The sequence below is a fragment of the Paenibacillus macerans genome (assembly GCF_900454495.1).
Lineage (GTDB): Bacteria > Bacillota > Bacilli > Paenibacillales > Paenibacillaceae > Fontibacillus > Fontibacillus macerans.
In genome coordinates this window covers 1176171-1198879 of record NZ_UGSI01000002.1, presented here as the reverse complement: position 1 = coordinate 1198879, position 22709 = coordinate 1176171, and the positions used below count along the sequence as shown (strand labels likewise).

General features: G+C 56.6%; 23 protein-coding genes. 3 read left to right on the top strand and 20 right to left on the bottom strand.

From position 1 onward, the window contains the following. Positions 1-75 precede the first annotated feature (75 nt). The 9 genes from DYE26_RS28480 to uptA all read right to left on the bottom strand — a co-directional run bounded on the left by DYE26_RS28480 (position 76) and on the right by uptA (position 9396). On the bottom strand, positions 76-1899 hold the full coding sequence (locus DYE26_RS28480; protein WP_051985255.1) for a DUF4097 family beta strand repeat-containing protein: 1824 nt from the start codon (positions 1897-1899) through the stop codon (positions 76-78). 247 nt (positions 1900-2146) lie between these two features. Further along, on the bottom strand, positions 2147-2605 hold the full coding sequence (locus tag DYE26_RS28475; protein ID WP_036627535.1) for a GNAT family N-acetyltransferase: 459 nt from the start codon (positions 2603-2605) through the stop codon (positions 2147-2149). Positions 2606-2681: 76 nt separating this feature from the next. Next, a complete protein-coding gene (gene gatB, locus DYE26_RS28470; RefSeq protein ID WP_036619748.1) occupies positions 2682-4121 on the bottom strand; it encodes an Asp-tRNA(Asn)/Glu-tRNA(Gln) amidotransferase subunit GatB in 1440 nt (479 codons plus the stop codon). A 42-nt stretch (positions 4122-4163) separates the two neighbouring features. Then, on the bottom strand, positions 4164-5618 hold the full coding sequence (gene gatA / locus DYE26_RS28465) for an Asp-tRNA(Asn)/Glu-tRNA(Gln) amidotransferase subunit GatA (RefSeq protein WP_036619746.1): 1455 nt from the start codon (positions 5616-5618) through the stop codon (positions 4164-4166). Positions 5619-5696: 78 nt separating this feature from the next. Next, positions 5697-5984 (bottom strand): Asp-tRNA(Asn)/Glu-tRNA(Gln) amidotransferase subunit GatC, encoded by a 288-nt coding sequence (gene gatC / locus DYE26_RS28460; protein WP_036619745.1) that lies wholly within the window; start codon positions 5982-5984, stop codon positions 5697-5699. Between the two features lie 373 nt (positions 5985-6357). Further along, positions 6358-6741: a hypothetical protein gene (locus DYE26_RS28455; RefSeq protein ID WP_036619744.1), complete on the bottom strand. Its 384-nt coding sequence runs from the start codon at positions 6739-6741 to the stop codon at positions 6358-6360. 82 nt (positions 6742-6823) lie between these two features. Further along, positions 6824-7501, bottom strand: a complete 678-nt coding sequence (locus DYE26_RS28450; protein ID WP_036619743.1) for an MgtC/SapB family protein — start codon at positions 7499-7501, stop codon at positions 6824-6826. Between the two features lie 576 nt (positions 7502-8077). After that, on the bottom strand, positions 8078-8704 hold the full coding sequence (locus tag DYE26_RS28445) for an MBL fold metallo-hydrolase (protein ID WP_036619742.1): 627 nt from the start codon (positions 8702-8704) through the stop codon (positions 8078-8080). Positions 8705-8784: 80 nt separating this feature from the next. Further along, positions 8785-9396 (bottom strand): undecaprenyl phosphate transporter UptA, encoded by a 612-nt coding sequence (uptA, locus tag DYE26_RS28440; RefSeq protein WP_036619741.1) that lies wholly within the window; start codon positions 9394-9396, stop codon positions 8785-8787. Between the two features lie 175 nt (positions 9397-9571). Between uptA and DYE26_RS28435 the strand changes: the two genes are divergently transcribed. Beyond that, positions 9572-9886: a hypothetical protein gene (locus DYE26_RS28435; RefSeq protein ID WP_036619740.1), complete on the top strand. Its 315-nt coding sequence runs from the start codon at positions 9572-9574 to the stop codon at positions 9884-9886. Between the two features lie 66 nt (positions 9887-9952). On the opposite strand, the gene DYE26_RS28430 is transcribed toward DYE26_RS28435, so the two are convergent. From DYE26_RS28430 to yyaC, 5 genes are all read right to left on the bottom strand, one after another. Further along, a complete protein-coding gene (locus tag DYE26_RS28430; RefSeq protein WP_115311346.1) occupies positions 9953-12625 on the bottom strand; it encodes an O-antigen ligase family protein in 2673 nt (890 codons plus the stop codon). A gap of 699 nt (positions 12626-13324) precedes the next feature. Further along, on the bottom strand, positions 13325-14512 hold the full coding sequence (locus DYE26_RS28425; protein ID WP_115311345.1) for a class I SAM-dependent methyltransferase: 1188 nt from the start codon (positions 14510-14512) through the stop codon (positions 13325-13327). Between the two features lie 82 nt (positions 14513-14594). Beyond that, a complete protein-coding gene (locus DYE26_RS28420; protein WP_036619736.1) occupies positions 14595-15242 on the bottom strand; it encodes a DUF6483 family protein in 648 nt (215 codons plus the stop codon). A 52-nt stretch (positions 15243-15294) separates the two neighbouring features. Beyond that, a complete protein-coding gene (locus DYE26_RS28415) occupies positions 15295-16092 on the bottom strand; it encodes an alpha/beta fold hydrolase (protein ID WP_036619734.1) in 798 nt (265 codons plus the stop codon). A 25-nt stretch (positions 16093-16117) separates the two neighbouring features. After that, positions 16118-16648, bottom strand: a complete 531-nt coding sequence (gene yyaC / locus DYE26_RS28410) for a spore protease YyaC (RefSeq protein WP_036619732.1) — start codon at positions 16646-16648, stop codon at positions 16118-16120. 157 nt (positions 16649-16805) lie between these two features. Here yyaC and DYE26_RS28405 point away from each other — a divergent pair, with 157 nt between their 5' ends. Continuing rightward, the gene (locus DYE26_RS28405) at positions 16806-17033 is read left to right on the top strand and encodes a DUF1128 family protein (protein ID WP_036619730.1); all 228 of its coding nucleotides are present in this window, start codon (positions 16806-16808) and stop codon (positions 17031-17033) included. Positions 17034-17468: 435 nt separating this feature from the next. On the opposite strand, the gene DYE26_RS28400 is transcribed toward DYE26_RS28405, so the two are convergent. After that, entirely contained in the window at positions 17469-18476 is a 1008-nt protein-coding gene (locus DYE26_RS28400) for an asparaginase (protein ID WP_036619727.1), read from the bottom strand. A 210-nt stretch (positions 18477-18686) separates the two neighbouring features. On the opposite strand from DYE26_RS28400, the gene DYE26_RS28395 reads away from it, so the two are divergent. Next, the gene (locus DYE26_RS28395; RefSeq protein WP_115311344.1) at positions 18687-18902 is read left to right on the top strand and encodes a hypothetical protein; all 216 of its coding nucleotides are present in this window, start codon (positions 18687-18689) and stop codon (positions 18900-18902) included. A gap of 76 nt (positions 18903-18978) precedes the next feature. Here the strand turns inward: DYE26_RS28395 and DYE26_RS28390 are convergent, their stop codons facing one another. The 5 genes from DYE26_RS28390 to DYE26_RS28370 all read right to left on the bottom strand — a co-directional run bounded on the left by DYE26_RS28390 (position 18979) and on the right by DYE26_RS28370 (position 22680). Further along, positions 18979-19752: a sigma-70 family RNA polymerase sigma factor gene (locus DYE26_RS28390; protein ID WP_036619724.1), complete on the bottom strand. Its 774-nt coding sequence runs from the start codon at positions 19750-19752 to the stop codon at positions 18979-18981. Further along, positions 19749-20201: an anti-sigma B factor RsbW gene (gene rsbW / locus DYE26_RS28385; RefSeq protein ID WP_036619722.1), complete on the bottom strand. Its 453-nt coding sequence runs from the start codon at positions 20199-20201 to the stop codon at positions 19749-19751. Before rsbW ends, DYE26_RS28390 begins: the two co-directional genes overlap by 4 nt. Positions 20202-20416: 215 nt before the next feature. After that, entirely contained in the window at positions 20417-20740 is a 324-nt protein-coding gene (locus DYE26_RS28380; RefSeq protein ID WP_036619720.1) for an STAS domain-containing protein, read from the bottom strand. Positions 20741-20824: 84 nt separating this feature from the next. After that, a complete protein-coding gene (locus DYE26_RS28375; protein ID WP_036619719.1) occupies positions 20825-21979 on the bottom strand; it encodes a SpoIIE family protein phosphatase in 1155 nt (384 codons plus the stop codon). A gap of 110 nt (positions 21980-22089) precedes the next feature. Further along, on the bottom strand, positions 22090-22680 hold the full coding sequence (locus DYE26_RS28370) for a DUF948 domain-containing protein (RefSeq protein WP_051985254.1): 591 nt from the start codon (positions 22678-22680) through the stop codon (positions 22090-22092). Between the last annotated feature and the right edge of the window lie 29 nt (positions 22681-22709).

Here is a 22709-nt window from a genome sequence, read left to right as displayed (position 1 = left end):
ACGTTTAGGATAAAACTTTTGTCAACGCAGTATAAACCAGGCCTTCCCGAACAAAAGAACTATTTTGCAAAATCTTCAGTTCCGGTTCACGATCAAATTGCTGTTCCCATCGACTTTCACCCGGTATTTGCCGGTGCCGACGGCTCCTTTAATTTCCTTATCCTCTACGGTAAACGGCATTTCGGTAAAAATATCCCCATATCCGCTGGAACCTTCCAAAGTGTAGTCGCCAACCTCCGGAAGATCGAAGCGTATTTCCCCGACCGCGCTGTACACGTCCCAGTCTCCCCCCACCGACGAGGAAGAAATATGCACTTTGCCGTTCAAGGATTCGGCCTGAAGCTCGGACGGCACGCCGTCCACGCGAATATTCCCGTTTTTCGTGTTCGTTTTAATCGCGTCCTGCGCCTCCGTCAGCGTAATATCGCCAACGAGGGTGGACAAGGAAGCTTTTCCGGTAATTCCTCTGCCCTTGACATTCCCTCCTTGGGTGTCAACCTGGGCGTCGCCGAAAATCCGGTACAGTTCAATATCGCCGTTCAGCGTTTTCGCCGAGACATCGCCGATGACGTCCCACAGGCGCAAATCCCCGTTTCCGGTCTGCAGCTTGACCTGCTTCATGGCCTGAACCCCCGTCAGCGTAATGCCGCCGCTGGAGGTGGAAATATCCAAATCCAAAAAGCGGTTTTCCGGCAGCACGACGGTCAGATCCACGCGCGGGTGGCGCCGGCCGCTCTCCCCGTACGCCTTGTCCTGCACGGAGAGCCCCAGCGTGCTCCCTTCATTCGCGGCAACGGACGTCCCGGCGGCGATTTTCCGGGCATCCTCCGTTCCCAGTTGATCCACCCAAACCGTATATTTGACGATGACATTTTCAATGCTCGCCTTTTTCACTTCGATATCCCCGTTGATTCCGTCGATCGCGATTTTGCCGGTATCCAGGTCGATCGGGATTTCAAGCTCCGGCTTCTCGACCCGGTAGCCCTCCTGAGCGCTGTATTCCGTCCCGGCCGCCGTCAAATCGAGGCTTACCCGGTTCCAGAGGTGCATGTATTGATCCTGCTGGGTCACGGCAAACACGGAAAAAGAAATAAACATGGAGAGCAACAGCCCCTGGGCATCCACCCGCAGCAGGCGCTGCGGACGGAGCTTTTTCCGAAAGTTCCAGACCAGGGTCAAAATATGCTCCAGCCCCCAAAACACGAACAGGAGCGGCCACCACTTGCGAAGGAGCAGCATATCGTCCAGGCCGGTAAACTTGTCGAGCAGCAAAAGAACGGCAACCGACAGGAGCAGCGCAGCAGCCGTCAAACGCCCCGAACGCCAATAACGGCGCCGCCCTTCGCGGACCATCATAATCAGCGCCGTCATGATCAAAGCGGCCGCTACGATATACTCCGCGCCGTATTGAATCAAATCCTGCAGCCAAACCGGCTTTTGCCGGAGCAAAAACATCAGGGTGCCTCCGCCAACCAGCAGGATGCTTGCGCGAATCCCCTGGCCCAGCCCCGAGCCCGGGTTCCGGCCCGCTTCCGGCGGCCGCTCCCCGTGCGCTTCCGGCTCTCTTCTCATACGGGCGTTCAGCGCGTCGGTGGATTGAAGCACGTCATAAATGCTGTAAAAATAAGCGGCCGGAATCAGCAATCCCAGCAACACAAGCAGCGGTACGTTAATCGCCATCCGCACGGAAGAAAAGTAAATCAGTGCGGACGCGTCGATAAGCACAAAATAAATAAAAGCGATAGCCCGGAAAAACAGGCGCAAATACAAATGGCCCAAACCCGGAAACAGAGCGGACAGCAAACAGGCGATCGCTTTGCGTTTACGCTGCCGCGGCTTGTAGCCTTTTGTCCGCTCAGGCCCGGCCGGCGGCTGCATCGGCATCATATCCGGCGTCATCTCTCCCTCCCCCTTTCTATGAGCCTGTCATATCCGTACGGGAGTACCCTTATCTTTTAATAATAACCGATATCGCCTCCGCCTGTAACATGGGATGAAATGGGCCCGCCCGAAAAGAACCCGCGGAAAAGGCGGAGAAAAAGAAAAAGCGCCGGGTGCCAGAAGCCGCTTTAGCTCCTGTCACCCGCGCTTTGACGAGGTTCCGGCAATCCCCATGCCACAGGATATTTAATTAGCCGTAACCCATTTATCTTTCCAAACGGAATAGCGTCAGTTCCACGCCGGCGGCGGAGCGGACCGTTTCGCCCGGCACAAAGCCGCAGCGGCGGTATAGAGCGACCGCCGGGGCGTTTTGCGAGCTGGCCGCCACCGTAAACCGCTTCGCTTCCGGATGGTTGTCAAGGACGTACCGCACCAGGGAGGAGCCGATGCCCTGCCGCAAGCGTTCGGGGTGCACCATCAGGCGGGTGATATCCAATGTGCCGGGAGCTTCGCTGCGAACGGCGGCGGCCCCCAGCAGCTCCCCGTCTTCCGACAGCACGCCGTAATAAGCATCCCCGCTGCTCCGGATCGAATCGAACGTATCCGGCAGGGGCGGAGCCTCCGCAAGCCCTACGGCTCTGGTCTCCAGCCTGTAGGCTTGATGCTGCAGGCTCCAGATTTGCTCCACGATATCGGCTTCCTCCAGCGGCAATCTCGCGATCATCGAATTTCCCCCCCAGCCGTGCGGTTCCGGACTCAGCTTGCTTCGCTCGCCGCCGGCCGCCCGCAATCCGGCTTGCTTATCCTTTCAGCGCTTCCACCAGCAGCTTGTTGACAAGCCCCGGGTTCGCTTTCCCTTTGCTTTGCTTCATCACCTGGCCGACCAGGAAGCCGATCGCCTTCTCCTTGCCCGCCTTGTAGTCTTCGACGGAAGCCGGATTGGCCGCGATCACCTCGTCCACGATCGCCTTGATCGCGCCTTCGTCGCTGATTTGCACAAGGCCCTGCTCCTCGACGATCTGCTGCGGCAGCTTGCCGCTTTGCAGCATTTCCTTGAATACGGTTTTGGCGATCTTCGAGCTGATCGTGCCTTTTTCCAGCAGCCCGATCATTTCGCCAAGCCCTTGCCCTGTCAATTTCACATCAGCCAGCTCCAGGCCGTTGGTGTTCAAAAAGCCGAGCAAATCGCCCATGATCCAGTTGGATACCGCTTTGGCGTCCTTCGTATATTCCAGGCTGTTCTCGAACAGATCGGCCAGCGCCTTGGAAGACGTGATGACGCCGGCGTCATATTCCGGCAGCCCGTATTCCGCAGTGTACCGCGCCTTCCGCGCATCGGGCAGCTCGGGAATCGAGGCGCGGATCCGGTCCTTCCAGGCTTGGTCGATATGCAAAGTCACGAGATCCGGGTCCGGGAAGTAACGATAGTCATGCGCCTCCTCTTTGCCGCGCATCGAAAATGTCTTGGCTTGGGACTCGTCCCAACGGCGCGTTTCCTGTACGACTTCTCCGCCCTCGTCCAAGATCTCGGCCTGGCGAAGCTGCTCGTATTCCAGCCCGCGGACCACGCCGCGGAACGAGTTCATGTTTTTGAGTTCGGCCCGGGTGCCGAACTCCTGCTGCCCGTGCGGACGCAAGCTGATGTTGGCGTCGCAGCGCATCGAGCCTTCTTCCATCTTCACGTCGGACACTTCGCAATACAGCATGATCGCCCGCAGCTTCTCCAGATAAGCTCTGGCTTCCTCCGGCGAGGAAATGTCCGGCTCGGACACGATTTCAATCAGCGGCGTACCGACGCGGTTAAAGTCGACCAGCGAGGCGAACCCGCCGTCAACATGCGTCAGCTTGCCGGCATCCTCCTCCAGGTGCAAGCGGGTAATGCCGATCCGTTTCGTCCGCCCGTCCACTTCGATATCGATATATCCGTTCAAGCCGATCGGCTGATCGTATTGCGAAATTTGATAAGCTTTCGGCGAGTCGGGGTAGAAGTAATTTTTGCGGTCGAATTTGCTTACATCGCCGATTTCGCAGTTCAGCGCCATCGCCGCCTTCATCGCGTAGTCGACGGCCTGGCGGTTCAGCACGGGCAGAACGCCGGGATGCCCGAGACATACCGGGCAGGTATGCGTGTTCGGCGGTGCGCCGAACTCGGTGGAACAGCCGCAGAAAATTTTCGTTTTCGTATGCAGCTCCACGTGCACCTCCAGCCCGATCACCGTTTCATAATTGGATATTGACATGGCCTGTCCTCCTGCAAACTTTGAATGAATTCTATGGGGATCTTACAACGCCGGACGCTTCAGATGATGATCCGTATTCGCTTCGAACGCGTGGGCCACGCGCAGGATCGCGCTCTCGTCAAAAGGCTTGCCGATGATCTGAAGGCCAACCGGCATTCCCTCGGCAAAACCGCACGGCACGCTCAGCGCAGGAACGCCGGCCAAGCTGACCGGAATCGTCAAAATGTCGTTCAAATACATCGTCAGCGGGTCGTCGACCTGCGAGCCCAACGGGAAGGCCGTCGTCGGCGCCGTCGGGCCGATAATGACGTCGTATTTCGCAAAGGTCTGGTCGAAGTCCTGTTTGATCAGCGTTCTGACCTTCTGGGCCTTCAAGTAGTAGGCATCGTAGTAACCCGAACTGAGCGCGTAAGTCCCCAGCATGATGCGGCGCTTCACTTCCGCACCAAAGCCCTGGCTGCGCGAGTCGTAATAGAGATCGAGCAGGCTTCCGGCATGGTCCGCGCGCACGCCGTAACGGACGCCGTCAAACCGCGAAAGGTTGGACGACGCTTCGGAGGACGCGAGCAGATAGTAAGCCGCCACGGCGTATTCGGTATGCGGCAGCGAAACTTCTTCCCACACGGCGCCAAGGCTTTCCAGCACGCGCAGAGCTTCCAGCACCGCGGCTTTGACCTGCGGGTCGACGCCTTCCAGGTATTCCTTTGGCACGGCGATTTTCAGCCCGGAAATTTCCCCGGTCAGCGCCGACAGGTAATCCGGAACTTCGACATCCGCCGAAGTGGAGTCCTTGGGGTCGTGTCCGGCGATCGCCTGCAGCACGTAAGCGGCATCCTCGACATTTTTCGTAATCGGACCGATTTGATCCAGCGAGGAGGCAAAAGCCACCAGCCCGTATCTCGATACGCGGCCGTAAGTCGGCTTCAGGCCGACGACGCCGCAGTACGAAGCCGGCTGGCGGATCGAACCGCCGGTATCGGAACCCAGCGCAAAAAACGCTTCCCCGGCCGCCACCGCCGCCGCCGATCCGCCGCTTGAACCGCCGGGAACGCGGCTTAAATCCCACGGATTGCGCACGGGATGGAAGCTAGAGTTCTCGTTCGAGCCGCCCATGGCGAATTCGTCCATGTTCAGTTTCCCGATCGTCACCGCTTCCGCTTGCTTCAGCTTCGTGACCACCGTTGCATCGTAGATCGGATTGTAGTTCTTCAAAAACTGGCTGCCGCATGTTGTTAGCAGCCCTTCCGTCACCATGTTGTCCTTGATGCCGATCGGCAAACCGAACAGCAGTCCCCGTTGCCCCCCGGAAGCCAGCTTATCGTCAAGCCGCGAGGCCTCGGCCCGGGCTCCTTCTTCGTTCAGCGTCAAAAACGCCCCGATCTTCTCGTCGCGTTCCCGAATTTTGGCGAAGGCTTCGCCGACCAAATCGGATACGGACAGCTCCTTGTTGTGCAGTTGATTATGTATCTCCTGCAAACGCAAATCAAACAGCGCCAAGCTTATTTCCTCCTTCAATTTTCACGTTTCAGCTAAATGTCGCCCAAATGAATGCCGGTCCGAATGCAGGACCTATTCCTATTCCAGCACGGCCGGAACTTTAAACTGCCCGTCCTCTTCGTCCGGCGCGTTAAGGAATACTTTCTCCGGCGGCAGGCTCTCTTTGACCACGTCCTCCCGCATGACGTTGCTGAGATGCAGCACATGCGTCGTCGGCTCGATTTGATCGGTGTCCAGCTCGTTTAACTTCTCGGCATATTGTAAAATAGCGTTCAATTGTTCCGTGAACATTTCCCGCTCCTCGTCGGTCAAATGCAAGCGGGCCAGCTTGGCCACATGTTCAACGTCTTTCATCTGGATACTCACTTTGTTGCCCTCCTTTATTCAAGCCAGGAAAACCTGATTGCTCCATTCTACCATGTCCATACAATTGATTTAAATTATATTGTAGAATCCCCCTCAATTCAATCCGTTACATATTCGCGGGCCATCCCGCTCCAACCCCAAAAATAGTTCAATATGCATTATTTAAAAGTCCATTCAATTTTACTATGATATTTGGGTACTGGATGATCATGGCAATCAAGTCGGTGACAACGCGGGCTACATGGTCCCGCTTATCGCTTCGTATTATAAATAAGCAAACACCTCCGCTCCCCATTTAGCTTCAAAAGGGACGGAGGTGTTTTTTCGAATTGGACTGCGTTGGACAGAAAAAGAGCCGGCAAACGCCGGCTCTTTATATCCATGCCCGCAAATTCACCTGCTTGATGAATTCCGCCTGGGACATTACTTCCTTTGTTGATTCGTTCTGCTCGCCTGCATCGTTGCTTTCGCCGTTCATGATTTGCCGGAAAAGCTTCTCGTTGTGCGTAGCCAAAGCGTAATCGATCAGTGCTTCCTGTGTTCTGCGCTCTACTTCCTGCTCAATCAGCCGTTCTTCGGATTCTATATCGCTCTGCGGAACGAAGTAATTCCGCCCCGTCTTAGGAGATCTGATGACATAGTCAAAAGCGTTATCCGGATTGCGGTCATAAGCAATTACGTAGCCATATTCCCCAACAGGAAGATTCTGCTCAAAGGCATCGCCGACGATCACAATTTTCTCTCCCAAATGAAGCATCGTCTACCTCCCTGATTCATTCAATAATAAGTTATTTTATTATCCTACTAAAAAAATGAAAGATAGGCAACCTCACAGCATGTTACTCTACTTTCATCCGTTTAATATCTTCATTCATGGACGACAGCAAGGTTTCCAAATTCGCCCCCGACTTAAATTGCACCGTCAGTTCCAGCTCGATTTCCTCATCCCGGCACTCCGCTTCAAAGCCGAGCACGGAAACATGCAGTTCCTCCAGCCGATCCAGAAAACGGTCGATGATCCCTTCCTCCCGCTTCAGCACAAGGGTAACCGTATCGGTCTTGGGAGAGGTCAGCCAGCTATAGCGGCCGTGCAGGATGATTTGCCCAAGCAGCAGGAGGAGCGTTACAGCGATCCCGATAAAATACATCCCCGCTCCAACCGCCATGCCGATTCCCGCCGTCGCCCAAATGCCCGCCGCCGTGGTTAAACCTTTAACCGTCTGCTTCTGCATAAATATCATGCCGGCGCCAAGAAATCCGACCCCGCTGACGACGCCGGCCGCGATCCGCGACGGGTCCAGGGACAGATTGCTCCAGCCGATCTGATCCTGAAAGCCGTATTTCGAAATGATGATCATCAGCGCCGCTCCAGCCGCTACGACATAGTGGGTCCTAACGCCCGCCTCCTTCATGCGGTTCTTGCGTTCAAACCCGATCAGGACGCCGCATATCCCTGCGATCAGGACGCGCAATAACAGCTCGATATCCACATTAGAGGTCCTCCGGTTTGCAGTCATTTATCCTTATTTTAACAAAATCGAAACGGCAAAAGAAAGCGGCGAACATAATGATTGGCAAAAAAACACAAAAAAGAACGCAAACCGGGACTATTCCACAGCTTGCGTGCTTCGCAAAAGTTACAATGTTTTAATTAAGTACATCCTACCAAAGCTATGTACTTTTGTCCACTATTTTTGCACTTTTTCATGAAATTTGTTGTAATTTCGCCGTTGACGGGGGAAGCCCGCGAAATGCAAAAGTGCAGGCGGTTTTTGTCGAACCTCCTCTAAACCGGCGCTTCAAATGTCAAAATGCAGTTCGTGTCCGGGCAAAAGCTACTTTTTTGTCGTACTATCCGAAATGAGATGCACTTTTGCACTTCAACCGCCTAAAATGAGGATTTGCCGAAAAATAGAATGCACTTTTGCAGCTGATCCCGCCGGGTCGTCCTTCTTAAACCATTCTATTTCCGTTAAATAGGGGTAACGCGGCATCATCTGCTCGGCGACGATCAGGTTGCGGCGCGAACCCCGGTACAGCGAAGGTTTGGCTTCCTTGAAAATACGTCGATAGACGTTTTTCTCACACAATTTTCAGGAAACGTAAGGATTGTTGGCCCGTTCGAAACCGATCGCCGTTTTGGGGCCATGCCCCGGGTAAACCTTAACTTCATCCGGCATCCGGAACAGCTTGCCGCGGATCGAATTGTACAAATCCGCTTCCCGGCCGCCCGGCAAATCGGTCCGCCCGACGCTTAAACGAAACAGCACGTCTCCGGAAAACAGCTCGTCCCCGCACAAAAAACTAACGCTGCCCGGCGAATGTCCCGGCGTATGATAGACGGTAAATTCGCGCCCGATCAGCCGGAGCTTCTGCCCCTCGGCCAGATCGTATTCGGCCGGATCGGTCGAAATCGGCGGCGACACCTCCGGCCACATGAGCGAGCCGTTCAGCTTCGGCGTGGTCAGCCATTCGCTCTCGAGCGGGTGGACGTATACCGGGCATTTTTTCAGCTTGCGGATTTCGTCGACCCCGCCGATATGGTCAAAATGCGCGTGCGTCAGCAAAATCGCTTCGATCTCCAGCCCTTCGACGGCGCGCAGCAGCGGGCCCGGGTTCATGCCCGGGTCGATCACGATCGCCCGCTTCTCATCGTCGCCCCGGACCAGGTAAGCGTTCGTTTGCAGCGGCCCCAACGTAAATGTTTCTATTTTCAGCATACCTTCCGCCTTCTTCCTTTGTTCTCGGTTAGTTCTCGGTTAGTTCTCGGTACCTTTGCGCCTCTAACGCGCCCGCAGCGTTATTTCGCCGCTTTTTTCCTGTTGCTGAACATTTTAACGACCACGTACACGATCAGCAAGGCCAAAGCGCAAAGCAAAATCGGCATGATGTAAGGACCGGCCTTCTCATCGACATGCTGCCATTGTTCGCCGAGCAGCATCCCCAAATACACGAACAGGATCGACCAGGGAATCACCGCCAGCGTGGTCAGCAGCAAAAACTTGCCGACAGGCATTTTGGCCATCCCGGCCGGAATCGAAATCGCATGCCGCGCCACCGGGATAAACCGGGCGGTAAAAATGACGCCTGACCCGTATTTCAAAAACCAGGCTTCGGACACGTCGATATGTTTTTTCTTAATCAAAATGTACTTCCCGTACTTTTCCAAAATCGGTCTGCCGCCGTAACGGCCGATCCAGTAAATGAACAACTGGGCGATAACGCCGCCGACAACGCCGAAAAACACCGCCCCCACGAAATTAATGCTGCCCATATGCACCAAATATCCGCCGTAAGCCAGCACGATTTCGCTGGGAATGATCTCGATCATCAAACCGAGCATAATGCCGAAGTACCCCAATTGCTGAACCCAATCCAATAGTGTGCTGATTAGATTTGATATCCACTCCACCGTTTCGTCCTCTTTCCTCGTCGCTTCTTGTTTTCTTGTCCGCCCTGCAAAAATATCCCTATGATCAAAGTCTATTCTATCATAGCGGGGGACATGCATTCTACTTCGGCTTAGGAGCAAAGCGAACTTAGGCGGGAGCGGGTGCATATGTTGGTGAAAAAGGAGGTCTCGCAATATGGCAGGCAACTTCTCCGCAAAACATCAGGAGTCCCTCCCCAGTCCGCGCAAAATCCGCCGGAGCTGCAACAATGAGCTGTACCGCGCCATAAAAAGGCTTGGCGTATATATTCCCGAAAACCTGATTCGGGAGGGCGAAACGCTGTATTACAAAAAAGTGATCGGCAACCTGCTTTGGATCCACGAAAACCACAGCAACCGGAAAGTGCTCGCCGACTGGTGGGATCGGGAGGTCAGCGGGGAATTGGCGGAACTGTGGCGGATCGACCGGGAAAAGCTGGCCGCGGCGTTCCGGGCGGCCTTTGGAGGTTAAGCGAACGCGCTGCGCGGCGGGCAAACTTGCGGTAAGAGACGCCGCCGGGCAACCGTTCAGCTCGGGCTAATTCAGCCGCGCCTGGGAGGAAGCGGCGGAATCGGCCATGTGCCGCAGCGCTTCGCCCAGAATGACGGCTTCGGCGGTCAGGCGAAATCGCCGGTCGTTTCGCTGCACGGACGTTCTGACCGAGTCGGCCAGTTCAGCGTAGCGGGCGTAGGTCCGCGCTCCCGCCGCGGCGGCCGCCTTGGCTTGCTCCGGCCGCCCCTGCTCCGACAGGCGCCGGGCCAGCTGCTCCAAGCCGCGCAAAGCGGCGGTTTGGAGATGCGGATCGAACCGGTCCAGTTCAAGCGCCCGGTTCATGGCGGGGACGGCGCCAAGGTCTCCCTGGCGGGCCAAAGCGCCGCCCAGCGCCAGCCATAAAGCGGGATCGGCCGCATCGTAAGCGAGCCCGGCGCGCAGAATGGCCGCCGCCTCGGGCGGAGCGGACAAGCCGGCCAGCGCCAGCCGCGCCGGTGTCCGGTACGGCCAGCAGGCCAACGACCGTTTGAGCAGTGCGGCCTGACGGTTCCGGGCAGCATTCGCATCATCCGCAGCATCCGCAGAAGAAACGACAATGGAGACGGATGTGCCGGAAAGGCCGGAATTTCCTTGCGTTTTTGCCGCAGCTTGTGATTGTGTCGACGCAGAGGGTGAGTTCCGGCCCGCCGCTTCCTCCAAGGACAAAGCTGAGCGGTACAGCCGAAGGCTCTCCGCCTGCAGAAAGCCGGCCGTACTTGCCGCAAGCAGCAGTACGCAGAGCACAAAGCCGGAAACGGCGCGCATAAGCCGCGGCAATTTCTCCGCTGTGCGCGCGTTCGGCGTCACATCCGGCTCGCGCTTTTTATTTCGGACCTTAGCGTGCCCTCCCAAAGTCCGGATCTGCCCCAAAACCTCAGTCTGCGGATTGGGCTCGCGCTCCTTCCCGGGCTCCGTTTGGGCTGCGCCTCCCGCTTTCGCCATGCCGATCATCGCGATGATGAGCAGCCAAACGATGCCGTAGCTCATATCAAAATCGACGGCGCTATGCAGCAGCAGCGCCGCAAAGGGCGGAAGCAAGGGGCTTCTCGCCCGGAACAGGCGGACTGCGGCCGCGCCAAGCCAGAGCACCATGACGGCGAGGCCCAGCAAGCCAAGATCGAGGGCGATGTCCAGGTAGCCGCTGTGCGCTTCATTGCCGACGTAAGGATGGCTTTGCACGCTGCGGAACGCCTGGCGCCAGGCATCGCCGCCCTGGCCGAGCCACGGCGACTGCCGCAGCAGCAACGCGGCGTCGCCGTACATCGCGGCGCGGGCGAACCACGTTTCCGGGCGGAACAGCCGCCCCGGGAAACCGGCGGCCGCCAGCGCCGCTAGCGGCGCCGCGAGCAGCAGCGCGGCTCCGCCGCAGGCGGCGGCGCGGCGCAGGGCTCCGCTGCGGGGCAGGGCGGCGGAGCGGCGCGGGCACGGCGCAGGCCGCAGAGGCGGCGCCTGCGGGGCGCGAGCGCCGGGGCGGCCGCGCGCGGCGCAAAGCAGCGCGCGCCCGAGCGGCGCGGTCCGCCGCGGGCTAAAGCGGCCGGCAGGGCTGCCGCTTCGCGTGGCGCCGCTGCTGCGGTGGCCGCGCGGGCGCCGCCAGAGGCGCGAGCCCGAGCCGGCCGCACCCGAGCCGCGTGCAGCGGCGTCCGGGCCGCCGGGCCCGCTGCGGCGCGGCTCTGCGGCGGCGCGGAGCCCTGCGACGCCTACATTGGCGGCGCCCACGCGGGCGGAGCTGCTGCTGCGCACCTCGCGCCAGCGGGCGGCCAGCCCCGCCAGCAGCAGCTCCGCCGCCAGCACCGCGGCCAGCGCCAGCAGCCCCGGCAGCGGCGCCGGGGCCAGCTGCGCGGCGGCAAGCTGGCGGGCGAGCACGGCTCCGGCAGCAACGATAACGCCGCTGTGGAGCACGTAGCGCCGCCGTGCGGGCCCGCGCAGCAAGGCACAACCCGCCGCCCAGCCGATAAGCAGGGCCGCGAAAGCCCCGCGCGACTCGCTGAGCAGCAGGCAGAGCGCGTAAAGCAGCGCCCATGCGGCCGCCCGGTATCCGCGCCAACGGCGCTCCCGGCTGAAATCCACCGCGCTCCAGCCGGCCAGCCTGACCAGGCGCTCCAGCAAAAACGCGGCCATGACCGCGCCGTAGGCGTTCGGATATTGCAGCAAGCCGCCAAGTCTCGCCCCCGCCGCGGCGATCTCCCGGTCGGCGGTCCGCAAAACAGCTCCCGGCAGCGGCAGCAAGCCGTATACGGCCGCAAGCCCCGTTACGGCCAGCAGCCCCCCGACCGCCAGCCAGCCTGTTTCCAACAAGCGCCTGCCGCCCTTCTCTCCCGCCGCCAAGTAAACAGCAACGCCAACAACGCCGTAAAAAGCCCAGCCCAAAACGGCCTCAAATGTTGCTTGAACCGACAAGGCTTTGGCGGCAAGCAAGGTTAATCCGTACAGCGCAGCCAGAACAAACGGACCCGCAAGCAGCCAGCCGTCCAAAGGGCTTTCGCGAAGCAAGCGCCGCCGCTCTGATTTTCTCCATCTTAAAACCCACCCCCCGGCCATCGCGGCCGAAACCGCCAGCCATCCCGAAACGAGCAGCAGGGCGGGTTCCGTATCCATAAAAAACAACCCGTTCAGCCCGCAAAGCGCCAGGCCCGTCCCGCAAACCGCGGCTGCCGGCACAGATGACCCGAATCCACTCATTCCTGCCCTCCCCTTCTAACATTTTCCAACAGCATGTTTCCGCACGGCATCCTTCGCCCACACCTACAGTCATTGTCCATTCCGTCCATGCGTATTCTTAATTTCATTGATTTGGTAATGTTAGATACTTGTTGCATAATGAGGCTGCTAAATGCGGGTTTCATGGTTGAATAGAGTAATGTGCTTCTGCTCATGATGCGGAATGGAATTGGAATGAAAGCAACACGGTTTGCCATATTGTGGGGGGAGTAAAGCGATTTTGCCCGTAAATCGAGAGGGAGCCTAGGGAGTAGCGATGTTTACGAGCGAATACGAGCCCGAGCGAATATAAGCACGAGCAAATATGAAAGAATAGTCAATGAAATGCAAAAGTGCAGGCCATTTAATGAAAAAGGCTCCGGCAATAGAGGTTCAGATGCAAAAGTGCAGTTCATTTCCGCTATACAACCATTTTTTACCACATCCATCTAAAACAACTGCATATTTGCATTTCAATGGCCTTGAACGGGCCAGATACGGAAAATAAGAGGCACTTTTGCAGTTGGCAGCTAAAGCTTGGAGCCATAGCCGAGCCGAGACCGCTAAAATCTCCGCAACCCGCAAGGTGATGATTTAAAAGAAAAAAGGAGCCATGAAGCAGCTCCCCTATTAGCCCTACCTAATATTTATCCATACTATCAACAACTTACCCGGCCAGAATTAGCGCTCCCTTTGAACCTCCACCCCCGGCAGCAGATCCTGGCACGCCCGCTCCAGATAAGGAGAGGCGCTCAAAAAATCGCGGAAAGCGGCATACTCTTGCCACAGCTTGTCCGTATTCCCGCCCGGCGATTTGACGGCCCGGATCAGGATGTTTTTCGGCGTATGCTCCATGTCGATAAATTCCAGCAGCTGCGTCTTGTAGCCCATGACGTCGAGCAGCTTGGCGCGGATCGCGTCCGTGGCAAGCGCCGAAAAACGCTCCTTCAGGATGCCGTGTCCAAGCAGCGGTTCCAACACGGGGCTGTCCACTTGGTTATACAGCTCGTGCTGGCAGCAGGGGACCGACAAAATGACCGCAGCGTTCCAGCGGACCGCTTTCTCCAGCGCCGCGTCGGTAGCCGTATCGCACGCATGCAGCGTGACGACCATATCCACTTCGCTTAATTCATCGTAATCGGCAATATCGCCGACGAGGAACCGCAAATCGTCATAGTTCAGCTTGCGGGCGAGCGCCCCGCAATGCTCGATGACGTCCGCCTTCAGGTCGAGCCCGACGATTTTCAGTTTCCGCTGCTGCTGCACCGCCAAATAATGATACAACGCAAACGTCAGGTACGATTTACCGCAGCCGAAATCGATGATCGTCAGCGGGCGGCCTTGCGGCAGATGGGGGAGCACGTCCTGCACCATTTCGAGGAAACGGTTGATCTGCCTGAACTTGTCGTATTTTTTGGCCAGCACTTTGCCTTCAGCGTTCATGATGCCCAGCTCGACCAGAAATGGCACCGGCGTTCCCTCTTCAAGCACGTATTGTTTGCGGCGGTTATGCGTCAGCGTACCCAATGGCTTGCGGGAAGGGGCCTTTTTCAGAATGTTCACTTTGAATTTCTTGCTGATGAGCACCTGATAGTCGGCCTCCGCCGTACAAAGCAATCCTTGCCGGAACGTTTCCCCAAACAATTTCATCAGCTCGTCCGCAAACGATTCGGCCGGAATATTCCGGTGGGTCACTTTATTCGGATAGTGATAAGCAAACTGATAATGCAGACGCCCCTTCAATTCCACGGGCTTGATCTGCACTTTGCTGTATTCGGTTTCGCCCGGTTTGCGGCGCCCGCTGATCGTCGCCGTAATCAGGCTGCCCTGCCCGGCCAGTTGGCCCGCGAGATTCTGCAGTGATTCCATATTTGATGCCAGCTGCCTTTCTGACTTAGTTATTCTTATTTATTTCCGGAATAGCGGCCGTCCGCTTCAAACGCGGGCCCCGCTAAAAACGGCTTTCCAATTCCGCAAGCCCTTCCCGGACCTCGTCCGGCGGCAGCCCGCCCGCCTCCAGGCGTTCCGGCGGAAGCTGCAGCAGCCGTTGATAGAAAGCGATTCCTTCGTCTTTGGAAAGTTCGCCATCCTCCAACAGCCGGAACAAGACGTTTTCGGCCTGGTCGAAACGGCCCTCCTGTTCTTCGTAACGGAAGACCAGAACGCCGGTTTCGGCGGGGAGACGGTACTCTTTTAACAGCGGCCTTAGCTCGGCGATTTTATTCTCCCAGTCCCATAATGAACGATCCGCGCCGCTAAGCGCGGACGTCAAATACAGATGCAGCGATTTCATCCAGCGCGAAATCCCTTCGTCCCGCTCCCCGGAGGAGATGAGCAAATCGCCTTCTTCCTTAAGCAGCCGGGCAAGACTCTGCAGCTTATCGGCTTCAATCTCTCCGCCGGTCCGGAACATTTGCACGATATCCTTGGCCGCCAAGGTTCCTAGCAGCTGTGAATTCAGGCGAAACTGCCTTTTGTACAGTTCGTCCAGCTCGGTCCGGGCCTCCACCGTCTTTTTCTCCTGTTTAAGCGCAAATACTTTTCCCAAAATCTCCGTCATATCCTCGATCATGCGAACCAGGTAATCTCTCCGCAGCATGTCTCTCCATTCCTTTCCGGCGGCCTTAAGGCAGCGCAGCGCGGTCTTCCGCTTATTTCCCGCCGTAAACTTGCCGCAGGAAATCGGCGATGACCGTGTGAAGCTGCTCCGGCGCCTCATACATACTCATATGGCCGGCCCCCGGGATGACCGCTTTGGTTACGTGCGGGCCTTCCGCCGTAAATAACCGCGCCGGCGGAACGACCGTATCGTTTTCGCCGGCCACCAGCAGCAGCGGGAGCGATGTATCGGCCATCACGTCCCGGCGGTCGGGGCGTTCCCGCATCGCCAGGGCGGCTCCGGCCGCGCCCTGCGGCGGCGTACGGTAGCCGATCTCCTTCGCCCGATTCACGTCGGACGGAGACTTGGCCGCCGTTTCCGCGGCAAACAGGCCCGGAACGAGCCCGTCCGCAAACGCGGTCATCCCTTCGGCGCGGATGAGCGACACCGCCTGCAGCCGTTTCTCCTTGGCTTCCTCGCTGTCCGGGAATCCCGTGGAATGAATCAGCCCGAATCCATCGAGCCGCGAAGCGTAACGCTCCGCGAGAGACAGCGTTACGTACCCGCCCATGGAATGCCCGAGCAGCGTATACTTCGGAATGCCGAGCGCCTCCATGAGTCCGGCGACGTCATCGGCCATCTGATCGATGGAATAAGCCCCCAGCGGGGCATCCGTGAAGCCGTGTCCCCTCAGATCCGGGGCAATCACTTGATATTGTAAGGCAAGCAGCGGCTGAACCTTCTCCCAGTATGCGGAACTGCCGCAAAATCCGTGCAGCAGCACTACCGTTTCGCCTTGTCCCTGCCGCTCATAGGCGATCGTAAATCCGTTAACCGTTATCTTGTCCATGACGCTACCTTCTTTCTTCTTGGTTTTATTTTCCAAAAGACACAGCCGCCGCGGCTGCGATTTCATCGGCCATTTGCAACACTTTGTACAGCGAGGTCATCTGCAGCGTCCAGTAGGGCTTGGGCCCCTTCACATTGACGACGGCGGCTACGCTGTAATGCCCGGCCGCAGGCAAGCTGCTTCCCACCGATTGCGCCGGCTGCAGCGGCTGTTCCGAAACGAGGTAATAACCTACCGATCCCGGAGCCCCCAGACAGGCGTCGATGGCCACGACGATATTTTCCGGCGGTATGGCGGCCATGCGTGCCTGCAGATTCCCCGCGTCGCAAGGCTCCCGGAGCGTGCCGACGACTTCCTTTATTCCCCGCTCCGCCAGCTTCGTGCCGACGAGCGGGCCCAACGCGTCACCCGTAGACCGGTCTGTGCCGATGCACAGAAATGTGATCGTTTTCCCTTGATGCCTGGTATAAATTTTTTGAAAAAAAGAGTCCAGTTCGCCGCCGCCTAGCTTGGTTGGCTCCAAACCGGCCTGCGGCCATCCCTTCCAAACCTCCACGTTCCCCTGCTCGCCCCCTCCCGTATATATGTACCCTGATTGTAACGCATTGCGCCGGATCACCGCAAAGGTTCATGAATTTTACCCCGGCATGATACAATAGCTCATAGAGGTCGTGTATCATACGAACTACGAAAGTTATGGAAGGATGAAGAAGATGGATTTGTCCATAAAAAGCCAGGCTAATGTTGAATTTATGATTGAGGCGATCAAAACGAAGCTGAAAATGGCCTCGGGAGCGGCCATGTCGGCTTCGGCGTTCAGCGTGGAGCAATACGACGACATCCGCGACGTCTACGATATCGTGATGAGCAAGGAGCGCCTCAGCATTTCCGAGGTCGAAGCGCTCGCCCAGGAGTTGGGCCGGCTCCGCAGCAAGGCCTAGCGGAAGGTTCCCAGCAATAGCGCGAACAATAACGTGAACGTTGGTGACAGCAGGCCGGACCACATGGACGCCCCAAGGCTAAGGGACCCAAACGACCCTATTTGCCCGAAAAAACACAGTTTTCACTTCCAGCAACGGACAGGGGAGCCCCTATTTGCGCAAAAAAACCGAAAACGGACACATTCACGCCGAATAAGGCCCGTGGTGTCCGTTACATTTTGAAAACGGTGGATTTTACCGAAATAGCGACGCTGGAGTCCGTTAGGGCTGCAGGCTGGCCGGCCGTTGGCTACATCGGCTTGACGGCTAAAGGCACCTGTACAAGTTAGTTCGTCAGTCCGTTCGTTTGTCCGTTCGTCCGGTTTGTTCGTTCGGCGTGTTTGTTCGTTTATTCGTTCGGCCGTTCTGCCGGCTCTCCCGCCTGGTAGGCGGGTGTCAAACCGGATTCCCCAACGAAAAGGCCGTCTCCGCATGACCGACCTCCCAGCCTTCATCATTTTTGATCGCAGACGGAAAGGCGCTCCGCAGCTTGCGGAGCGTTTCTTCGTTGCCGTAACCGAGCTGTTCCAGAATGGCCGTAACGATCAGGCCCCATTCCTCCTCCGAACCGTCCAATACCTTAAACGCAACGCCAAGCCGCTCTTTGCGCAAAGCGAAGGCATACACGCCTTTAAAGCCGCCTTTGGCGACGATATTCGGATCCGCCAGCAAAATTGAATCGATCCGCCCCGAACCGGCCACCAGCTGAGGATGCCGGTTCATGGCGGAGGCGATGAACGCGGCGGCCTTCGCCGTTTTTGGATCGTCAATCAATTCCGGGCGGGCCAGCTTAACGTAGGCGGCCGCCAACGCGGACAGCGGCAGCGCGAAAACGGGAAAACCGCAGCCGTCCGTGCCGAGCGAGATGTCGTCCTGCGCGCAGCCGGCGAGCTCCGCCAGCGTTGCCAGAATCTCTTTCTGCACCGGATGCTCCGGCCGATTGTAGCCGTCCAGGGGATAGCCTTTCAGCTTGCAGTAGGCCAACACGCCCAAATGCTTGCCCGCGCAGTTATGGTATAACCGTCTCCGATTCCCGCCTTGGCGCAGCACCCGTTCCCTGGCGTGTTCATCCAGCGGCAGGCTTGGCGCGCATACCAAAGCTTCTTCCTTAAGCCCGGTTTTGTCCAGCAGCCGCTCCAGCGTTCCGACATGCGCCGCTTCGGCCCGGTGGGACGCGGCCATGATCGCGGCCTCCGCATCGCCGAGGCCAAACGCCTCTACGATGCCCGCCCGTATTCCCGGAATCGCCTGAATCGGTTTGGCCGCCGACCGGGTGAATATAAGCTGATGAGGATTCCCAGCCCGTTTCACCACCTCGCCCCGGCCATTCACGATGCATATATGTCCAAAGTGGGTGCATTCCAAAAGGCCCCCTCGGTATTCGTTCACCAGTACTGTTTCCATACGGCTCGTTCTCCCCTTATAATCCGGATTCCATCACTACAGTATAGTATAGTGTTACCATAAAGGCTATAGATCCTTCTAAATATAAGTTGCCTGACGAATGTGCGGTTAAGGGCGTCCTTGTGACATGTATATAGTACATGTGATTTGTGAAATCGGCGCAAACTACTTGTCATGACCCCATACTCAGTCAGAGGAGGCAAATCGGCCATGAAACCTGAAGACAAGCAGGAGCAATACGTCAGCAAGCAAATTAAGGACGCCGCTTCCGGTGAATTTCCCGGCCACAAGGATATTTCCGAGGCCGAAAACGGCTCGATGGTCAACGATATGGAGGATTTGATCCAGCTCGGCGAGGACATGAAGCAGCTGGAAAAAGGCCGTGAAGATGCGAATGACGGATTTAAGCCCGATCCCCTGCAGTAGTGGAATAAAAAAGCCAAAAACGCCGCCTTCCTACCGGAAGGCAGCGCGGATTCTCGTAGGTTAGTATGTCAGGTTGTTAATGCGCGTTCATTTGGTCCATAATTTGTTTGAGCTTCTCCGTCGCCCGTTTCTGGATGCGGGAAACGCTCATCTGGGACATGCCCAGCTTGCGGGCGATCGTTCTTTGCGACTGCCCCTCCTGAAAAGCAAGCAGCAGCACCTGCTGTTCCTGCATTTTCAAAAACGAAAGCGCCTGCTGCAAATCCATCCTTTTCTCCAATGCTTCATAGTCATTCGTTTCCGAGCTAAGCAGTTCTCCCAGCGTTGCTGCGCTTTCCTCCTGGGAAAGCGGCGAATCCAGAGACACATAATGATAGCATTCGCGTCCGGCAAGCACTTCGACCGTTTCCTCCACCGACAGCTCCAAATATTCGGCGATATCTTTGACGTTGGGCGAACGTTCGAGCTTTACGGTCAACTCGTCGATGGCCTGCTGCACAAGCGCGCCTTTTTCCTTGATTCTGCGCGGCACCTGGATATACCAGGACTTGTCCCGCAAATAATTTTTCATGTGCCCAATCATGCTTTTCATCGCATAAGGCTCAAACGGAATGCCGAGGCTGGTGTCATACTGCTGAAGCAGCCGGATCAGAGCCATTTCTCCCACCTGATACAGGTCTTCATACAAATCGGGCCGGTTCCGGGCAATTTTGCTGGCGGCCGTTTTGACCATGGGATCGTATTTCCGGATCAATTCCGTCGCGACTTCATTGTCCTTCGTTTCTTGATAAACTCTGATCAGACAAACCGCTGCTTGCCACGACTCATGGGGAGTCTGCTTTTCGGTCATACTTTCTCCTCGCTCTTTTGGAGCCGGCGCAGCATCGTCACCTTCGTTCCGTGTCCGACTTCGTTTTCCACAACGACATCATCCATCAGCGCTTGCATCAAATAGAAGCCCAATCCGCCAACCGTCACCTCGCTCAGTTTTTTATCGTGCAAACTGGCGCGCTTTTCCGGCTTGTCCCACGGTTCAAAGCTCTCCCCTTCATCTCTGACCGTAATCGACAAAGCATCGGCCAAAACTTCGAACGTGACTTCCATCATACCCGCCCTCTGCTTGTAGGCGTAAAGCACGGAATTGTTACAGGCTTCGGATACGGCTACTTTCATGTCTTCAATTTCTTCGTACGAAAAACCCATTTTCGAGGCTACACCATACAAATTTAACCTGACAATATCCACGTACTCCGCGGTTGCCGGCAAATTGATGACGATTCTTTCTATTCCCTCTATCATGATACTCGATCCTTTCCTTAATAGGTAGTTCAAAAAGTCCGCTTTTGATCAAGAAGCAGATCATGAAGTGATTCGACGTCGAATCTTGAATTCAGCAGGGCCTTCCGGTGCTCACGTACCTAAAACGTACGTTCCGCTCCTCACTCCCTAGCTTCATTCAGCCTTCTCGGTGCTGAAAACCCGACTTTTTGAACTCTCACTTAATGGGAATTCTCCTATTCCGCAAAAAATTTGGCAATCCCGGTCAATTCAAACAGCTTGTGAATATGATCGGGGATTTCTCTGACGAAAAATCGGCCGGGCATCCCTTGTCTTGCCTTCAAAATGGACAGCAGAATCCCAATCCCGGTACTGTCGATATATTTTAGCTCCTTCAAATTAATGATCAGGTCCTCATCTTCGTTTCCTACCAAAGGTTCCAGCACTTTACGCAGGTCGGGAGCCACGGACAAATCCAGCTCTCCGCGCAAAACCACGGTGCGCACCCCGTTTTCAAATTGCGGCGTTGCGGAAAACTTTTCACTTTTTCTCGTATTCATCGCTACTCTCTCCTGAAATAAGTTTCTTACTACAAGATAACCCAGCATGTCCGAAGCTGAAACAAAAAAAGCCGCTCTCCTGTGTCATTTCAAATAGATCCAAACGAGGCATTTATCGTCTTCCCGCTCGCGCGGCAGACCTTCGTCAAAAAACATCCGGTTCATCTCCTCCCGGTTGAAGCGGTGGCCGCTGCCCTTCAGCGAATGTTCGAGCCATGCCTGGCGCTCCTCCAAAGTGCCCCTTTGCGCGTCGGTCAGACCGTCCGTATAAAGCGCGATATGCCCGCCTTCCTCGTAATAGAGCGTTTGAGGATACACCTCCATTTCGTCAAACAACCCGACCGGCGGACCGATCCGGTCCATCTTGACGAGCGATCCGTCATGCTTGTAGAACAGCGCCGGCGGATGCCCCGCGTTCACGTAGTCGATTTTTTTCCGCCGCGTGTCCACGACAAGATAAATCGCCGTAAAATAATATTGAATCAGCTTGCTTACGATATGTAATTGATTAAATTGCCGGTTTAATTCCTGAATGACTTTTTCCGGCTCGACAAAATTATGAACGGTGTCTTTCATGACCGAGGAGATAAACATGCAGAACAACGACGAGGAAATGCCATGCCCCATCATGTCGAGCAAAATAACGCCGTACCTGCCTTCGCCAAGCGAATACCAGGCATACAAATCCCCGGCCAATTCATTGGAAGGTTTATAGATGGCATCGATTTCAACATGCTGATCGTGGATCGGGGTGCTGAGCACCGCATTCTGTACGAGCGCCGCCAGCTTCAGTTCCTCCTGGATCCGCTGGTCCCGGTTCCTGTGCCAGTCTTTTTCCAGCTTCAGCCGCAGCGCCGTACGGATTCGGGCCATCAGCTCCACTTTGTTAATGGGTTTGGTGACGAAATCATTCGCCCCCGCATCCAGCGCTTCCGCCAGCTTGTTCGAATCGCCGATGGCCGTTACCATGATGATCGGTATCTCTTTCAAATGCTCGGACCGCTGCAGCAGCCGGCAGGCCTCAAGCCCGTCCATATCGGGCATCATCATATCCAGCAAAATCAAATCGATATCGGACGGCCCGCACTCCTCGATCCGCTCCAGACTTCGCACTCCCAAACGTTCAAACATCTCCTTCGTAGAGGAAACGGACACGGTGTTGCGGTATTTCTCTTTTTTCAGAATTTCCCGAATGATAATGATGTTGGTCGGGTTGTCGTCGACGATTAAAATTCTCATATATATCTCCCTTAAAATAAAGCGAACTATAGTGCGCACTACTCGTTTACATTACCCGCTTGGCTGCGGGGTGAAACCGAAAAAAACTTCCGGAAGCCGTTTCCGCCAGGTTAACTCCGGTATTTCCGCCATATCTCGGCGGCAAGATCCGCCCATTTGACCCAGCCTGCTTCGGAGCCGTCATCCGTTCCCTTTTCGCTCATGGACGGATCGGCCTGGCCTAATGCCCGATCGTTTGCTGAACCGGTTGCCGGACTGGCCGCTGAAGCATCCCCCGCTCTCCGCTGCTCCGGTTCCGCCGCTTTGGCGCTGGAAGCCGCGGCCGCCGAAGCTTTGGCCGTTTTGGAACGGCTCCGAAGGAGGCCGGCCAGCGCCGCGGACACCTGTTTGGCCGTCAGCGCCGTTTCACCCCATGCTTCGCCGGCCAGGTGAACCGCTTCCAGGACCGGTTCCAGCAGCTTCAGCTGGCGCTGCGCATCGGCGGCGAGATCATTCGCCTGATGCACAAGGCGTTTGACGTCCGAACTTAGATCGGCAACCGTGTTTTGCATAACGTTTAGCGTTTCTGCCGCCTGCCGCATCGAGCGTTCCGCCGCCCTCAAGACTCTCGCCAAAAAAACCGCAACCACCGCAAATACCGCCGCAATGCACGCCACACTGATTTCCCAAATCATATCCGTTTCCCTCGCTTTCGTTCCCATGATCGAAATCCCCCCGCGGGTCCGGGCCA

What these genes read in the sequence shown, in the direction of transcription:
- DYE26_RS28480 (WP_051985255.1), bottom strand. Translation starts at nt 1,899, where the DNA reads ATGACGCCGGATATGATGCCGATGCAGCCGCCGGCCGGGCCTGAGCGG.
- DYE26_RS28475 (WP_036627535.1), bottom strand. Translation starts at nt 2,605, where the DNA reads ATGATCGCGAGATTGCCGCTGGAGGAAGCCGATATCGTGGAGCAAATC.
- gatB (WP_036619748.1), bottom strand. Translation starts at nt 4,121, where the DNA reads ATGTCAATATCCAATTATGAAACGGTGATCGGGCTGGAGGTGCACGTG.
- DYE26_RS28455 (WP_036619744.1), bottom strand. Translation starts at nt 6,741, where the DNA reads ATGCTTCATTTGGGAGAGAAAATTGTGATCGTCGGCGATGCCTTTGAG.
- DYE26_RS28450 (WP_036619743.1), bottom strand. Translation starts at nt 7,501, where the DNA reads ATGACTGCAAACCGGAGGACCTCTAATGTGGATATCGAGCTGTTATTG.
- DYE26_RS28445 (WP_036619742.1), bottom strand. Translation starts at nt 8,704, where the DNA reads ATGCTGAAAATAGAAACATTTACGTTGGGGCCGCTGCAAACGAACGCT.
- DYE26_RS28435 (WP_036619740.1), top strand. Translation starts at nt 9,572, where the DNA reads ATGGCAGGCAACTTCTCCGCAAAACATCAGGAGTCCCTCCCCAGTCCG.
- DYE26_RS28430 (WP_115311346.1), bottom strand. Translation starts at nt 12,625, where the DNA reads ATGAGTGGATTCGGGTCATCTGTGCCGGCAGCCGCGGTTTGCGGGACG.
- DYE26_RS28425 (WP_115311345.1), bottom strand. Translation starts at nt 14,512, where the DNA reads ATGGAATCACTGCAGAATCTCGCGGGCCAACTGGCCGGGCAGGGCAGC.
- DYE26_RS28420 (WP_036619736.1), bottom strand. Translation starts at nt 15,242, where the DNA reads ATGCTGCGGAGAGATTACCTGGTTCGCATGATCGAGGATATGACGGAG.
- DYE26_RS28415 (WP_036619734.1), bottom strand. Translation starts at nt 16,092, where the DNA reads ATGGACAAGATAACGGTTAACGGATTTACGATCGCCTATGAGCGGCAG.
- DYE26_RS28405 (WP_036619730.1), top strand. Translation starts at nt 16,806, where the DNA reads ATGGATTTGTCCATAAAAAGCCAGGCTAATGTTGAATTTATGATTGAG.
- DYE26_RS28400 (WP_036619727.1), bottom strand. Translation starts at nt 18,476, where the DNA reads ATGGAAACAGTACTGGTGAACGAATACCGAGGGGGCCTTTTGGAATGC.
- DYE26_RS28395 (WP_115311344.1), top strand. Translation starts at nt 18,687, where the DNA reads ATGAAACCTGAAGACAAGCAGGAGCAATACGTCAGCAAGCAAATTAAG.
- DYE26_RS28390 (WP_036619724.1), bottom strand. Translation starts at nt 19,752, where the DNA reads ATGACCGAAAAGCAGACTCCCCATGAGTCGTGGCAAGCAGCGGTTTGT.
- rsbW (WP_036619722.1), bottom strand. Translation starts at nt 20,201, where the DNA reads ATGATAGAGGGAATAGAAAGAATCGTCATCAATTTGCCGGCAACCGCG.
- DYE26_RS28380 (WP_036619720.1), bottom strand. Translation starts at nt 20,740, where the DNA reads ATGAATACGAGAAAAAGTGAAAAGTTTTCCGCAACGCCGCAATTTGAA.
- DYE26_RS28375 (WP_036619719.1), bottom strand. Translation starts at nt 21,979, where the DNA reads ATGAGAATTTTAATCGTCGACGACAACCCGACCAACATCATTATCATT.
- DYE26_RS28370 (WP_051985254.1), bottom strand. Translation starts at nt 22,680, where the DNA reads ATGGGAACGAAAGCGAGGGAAACGGATATGATTTGGGAAATCAGTGTG.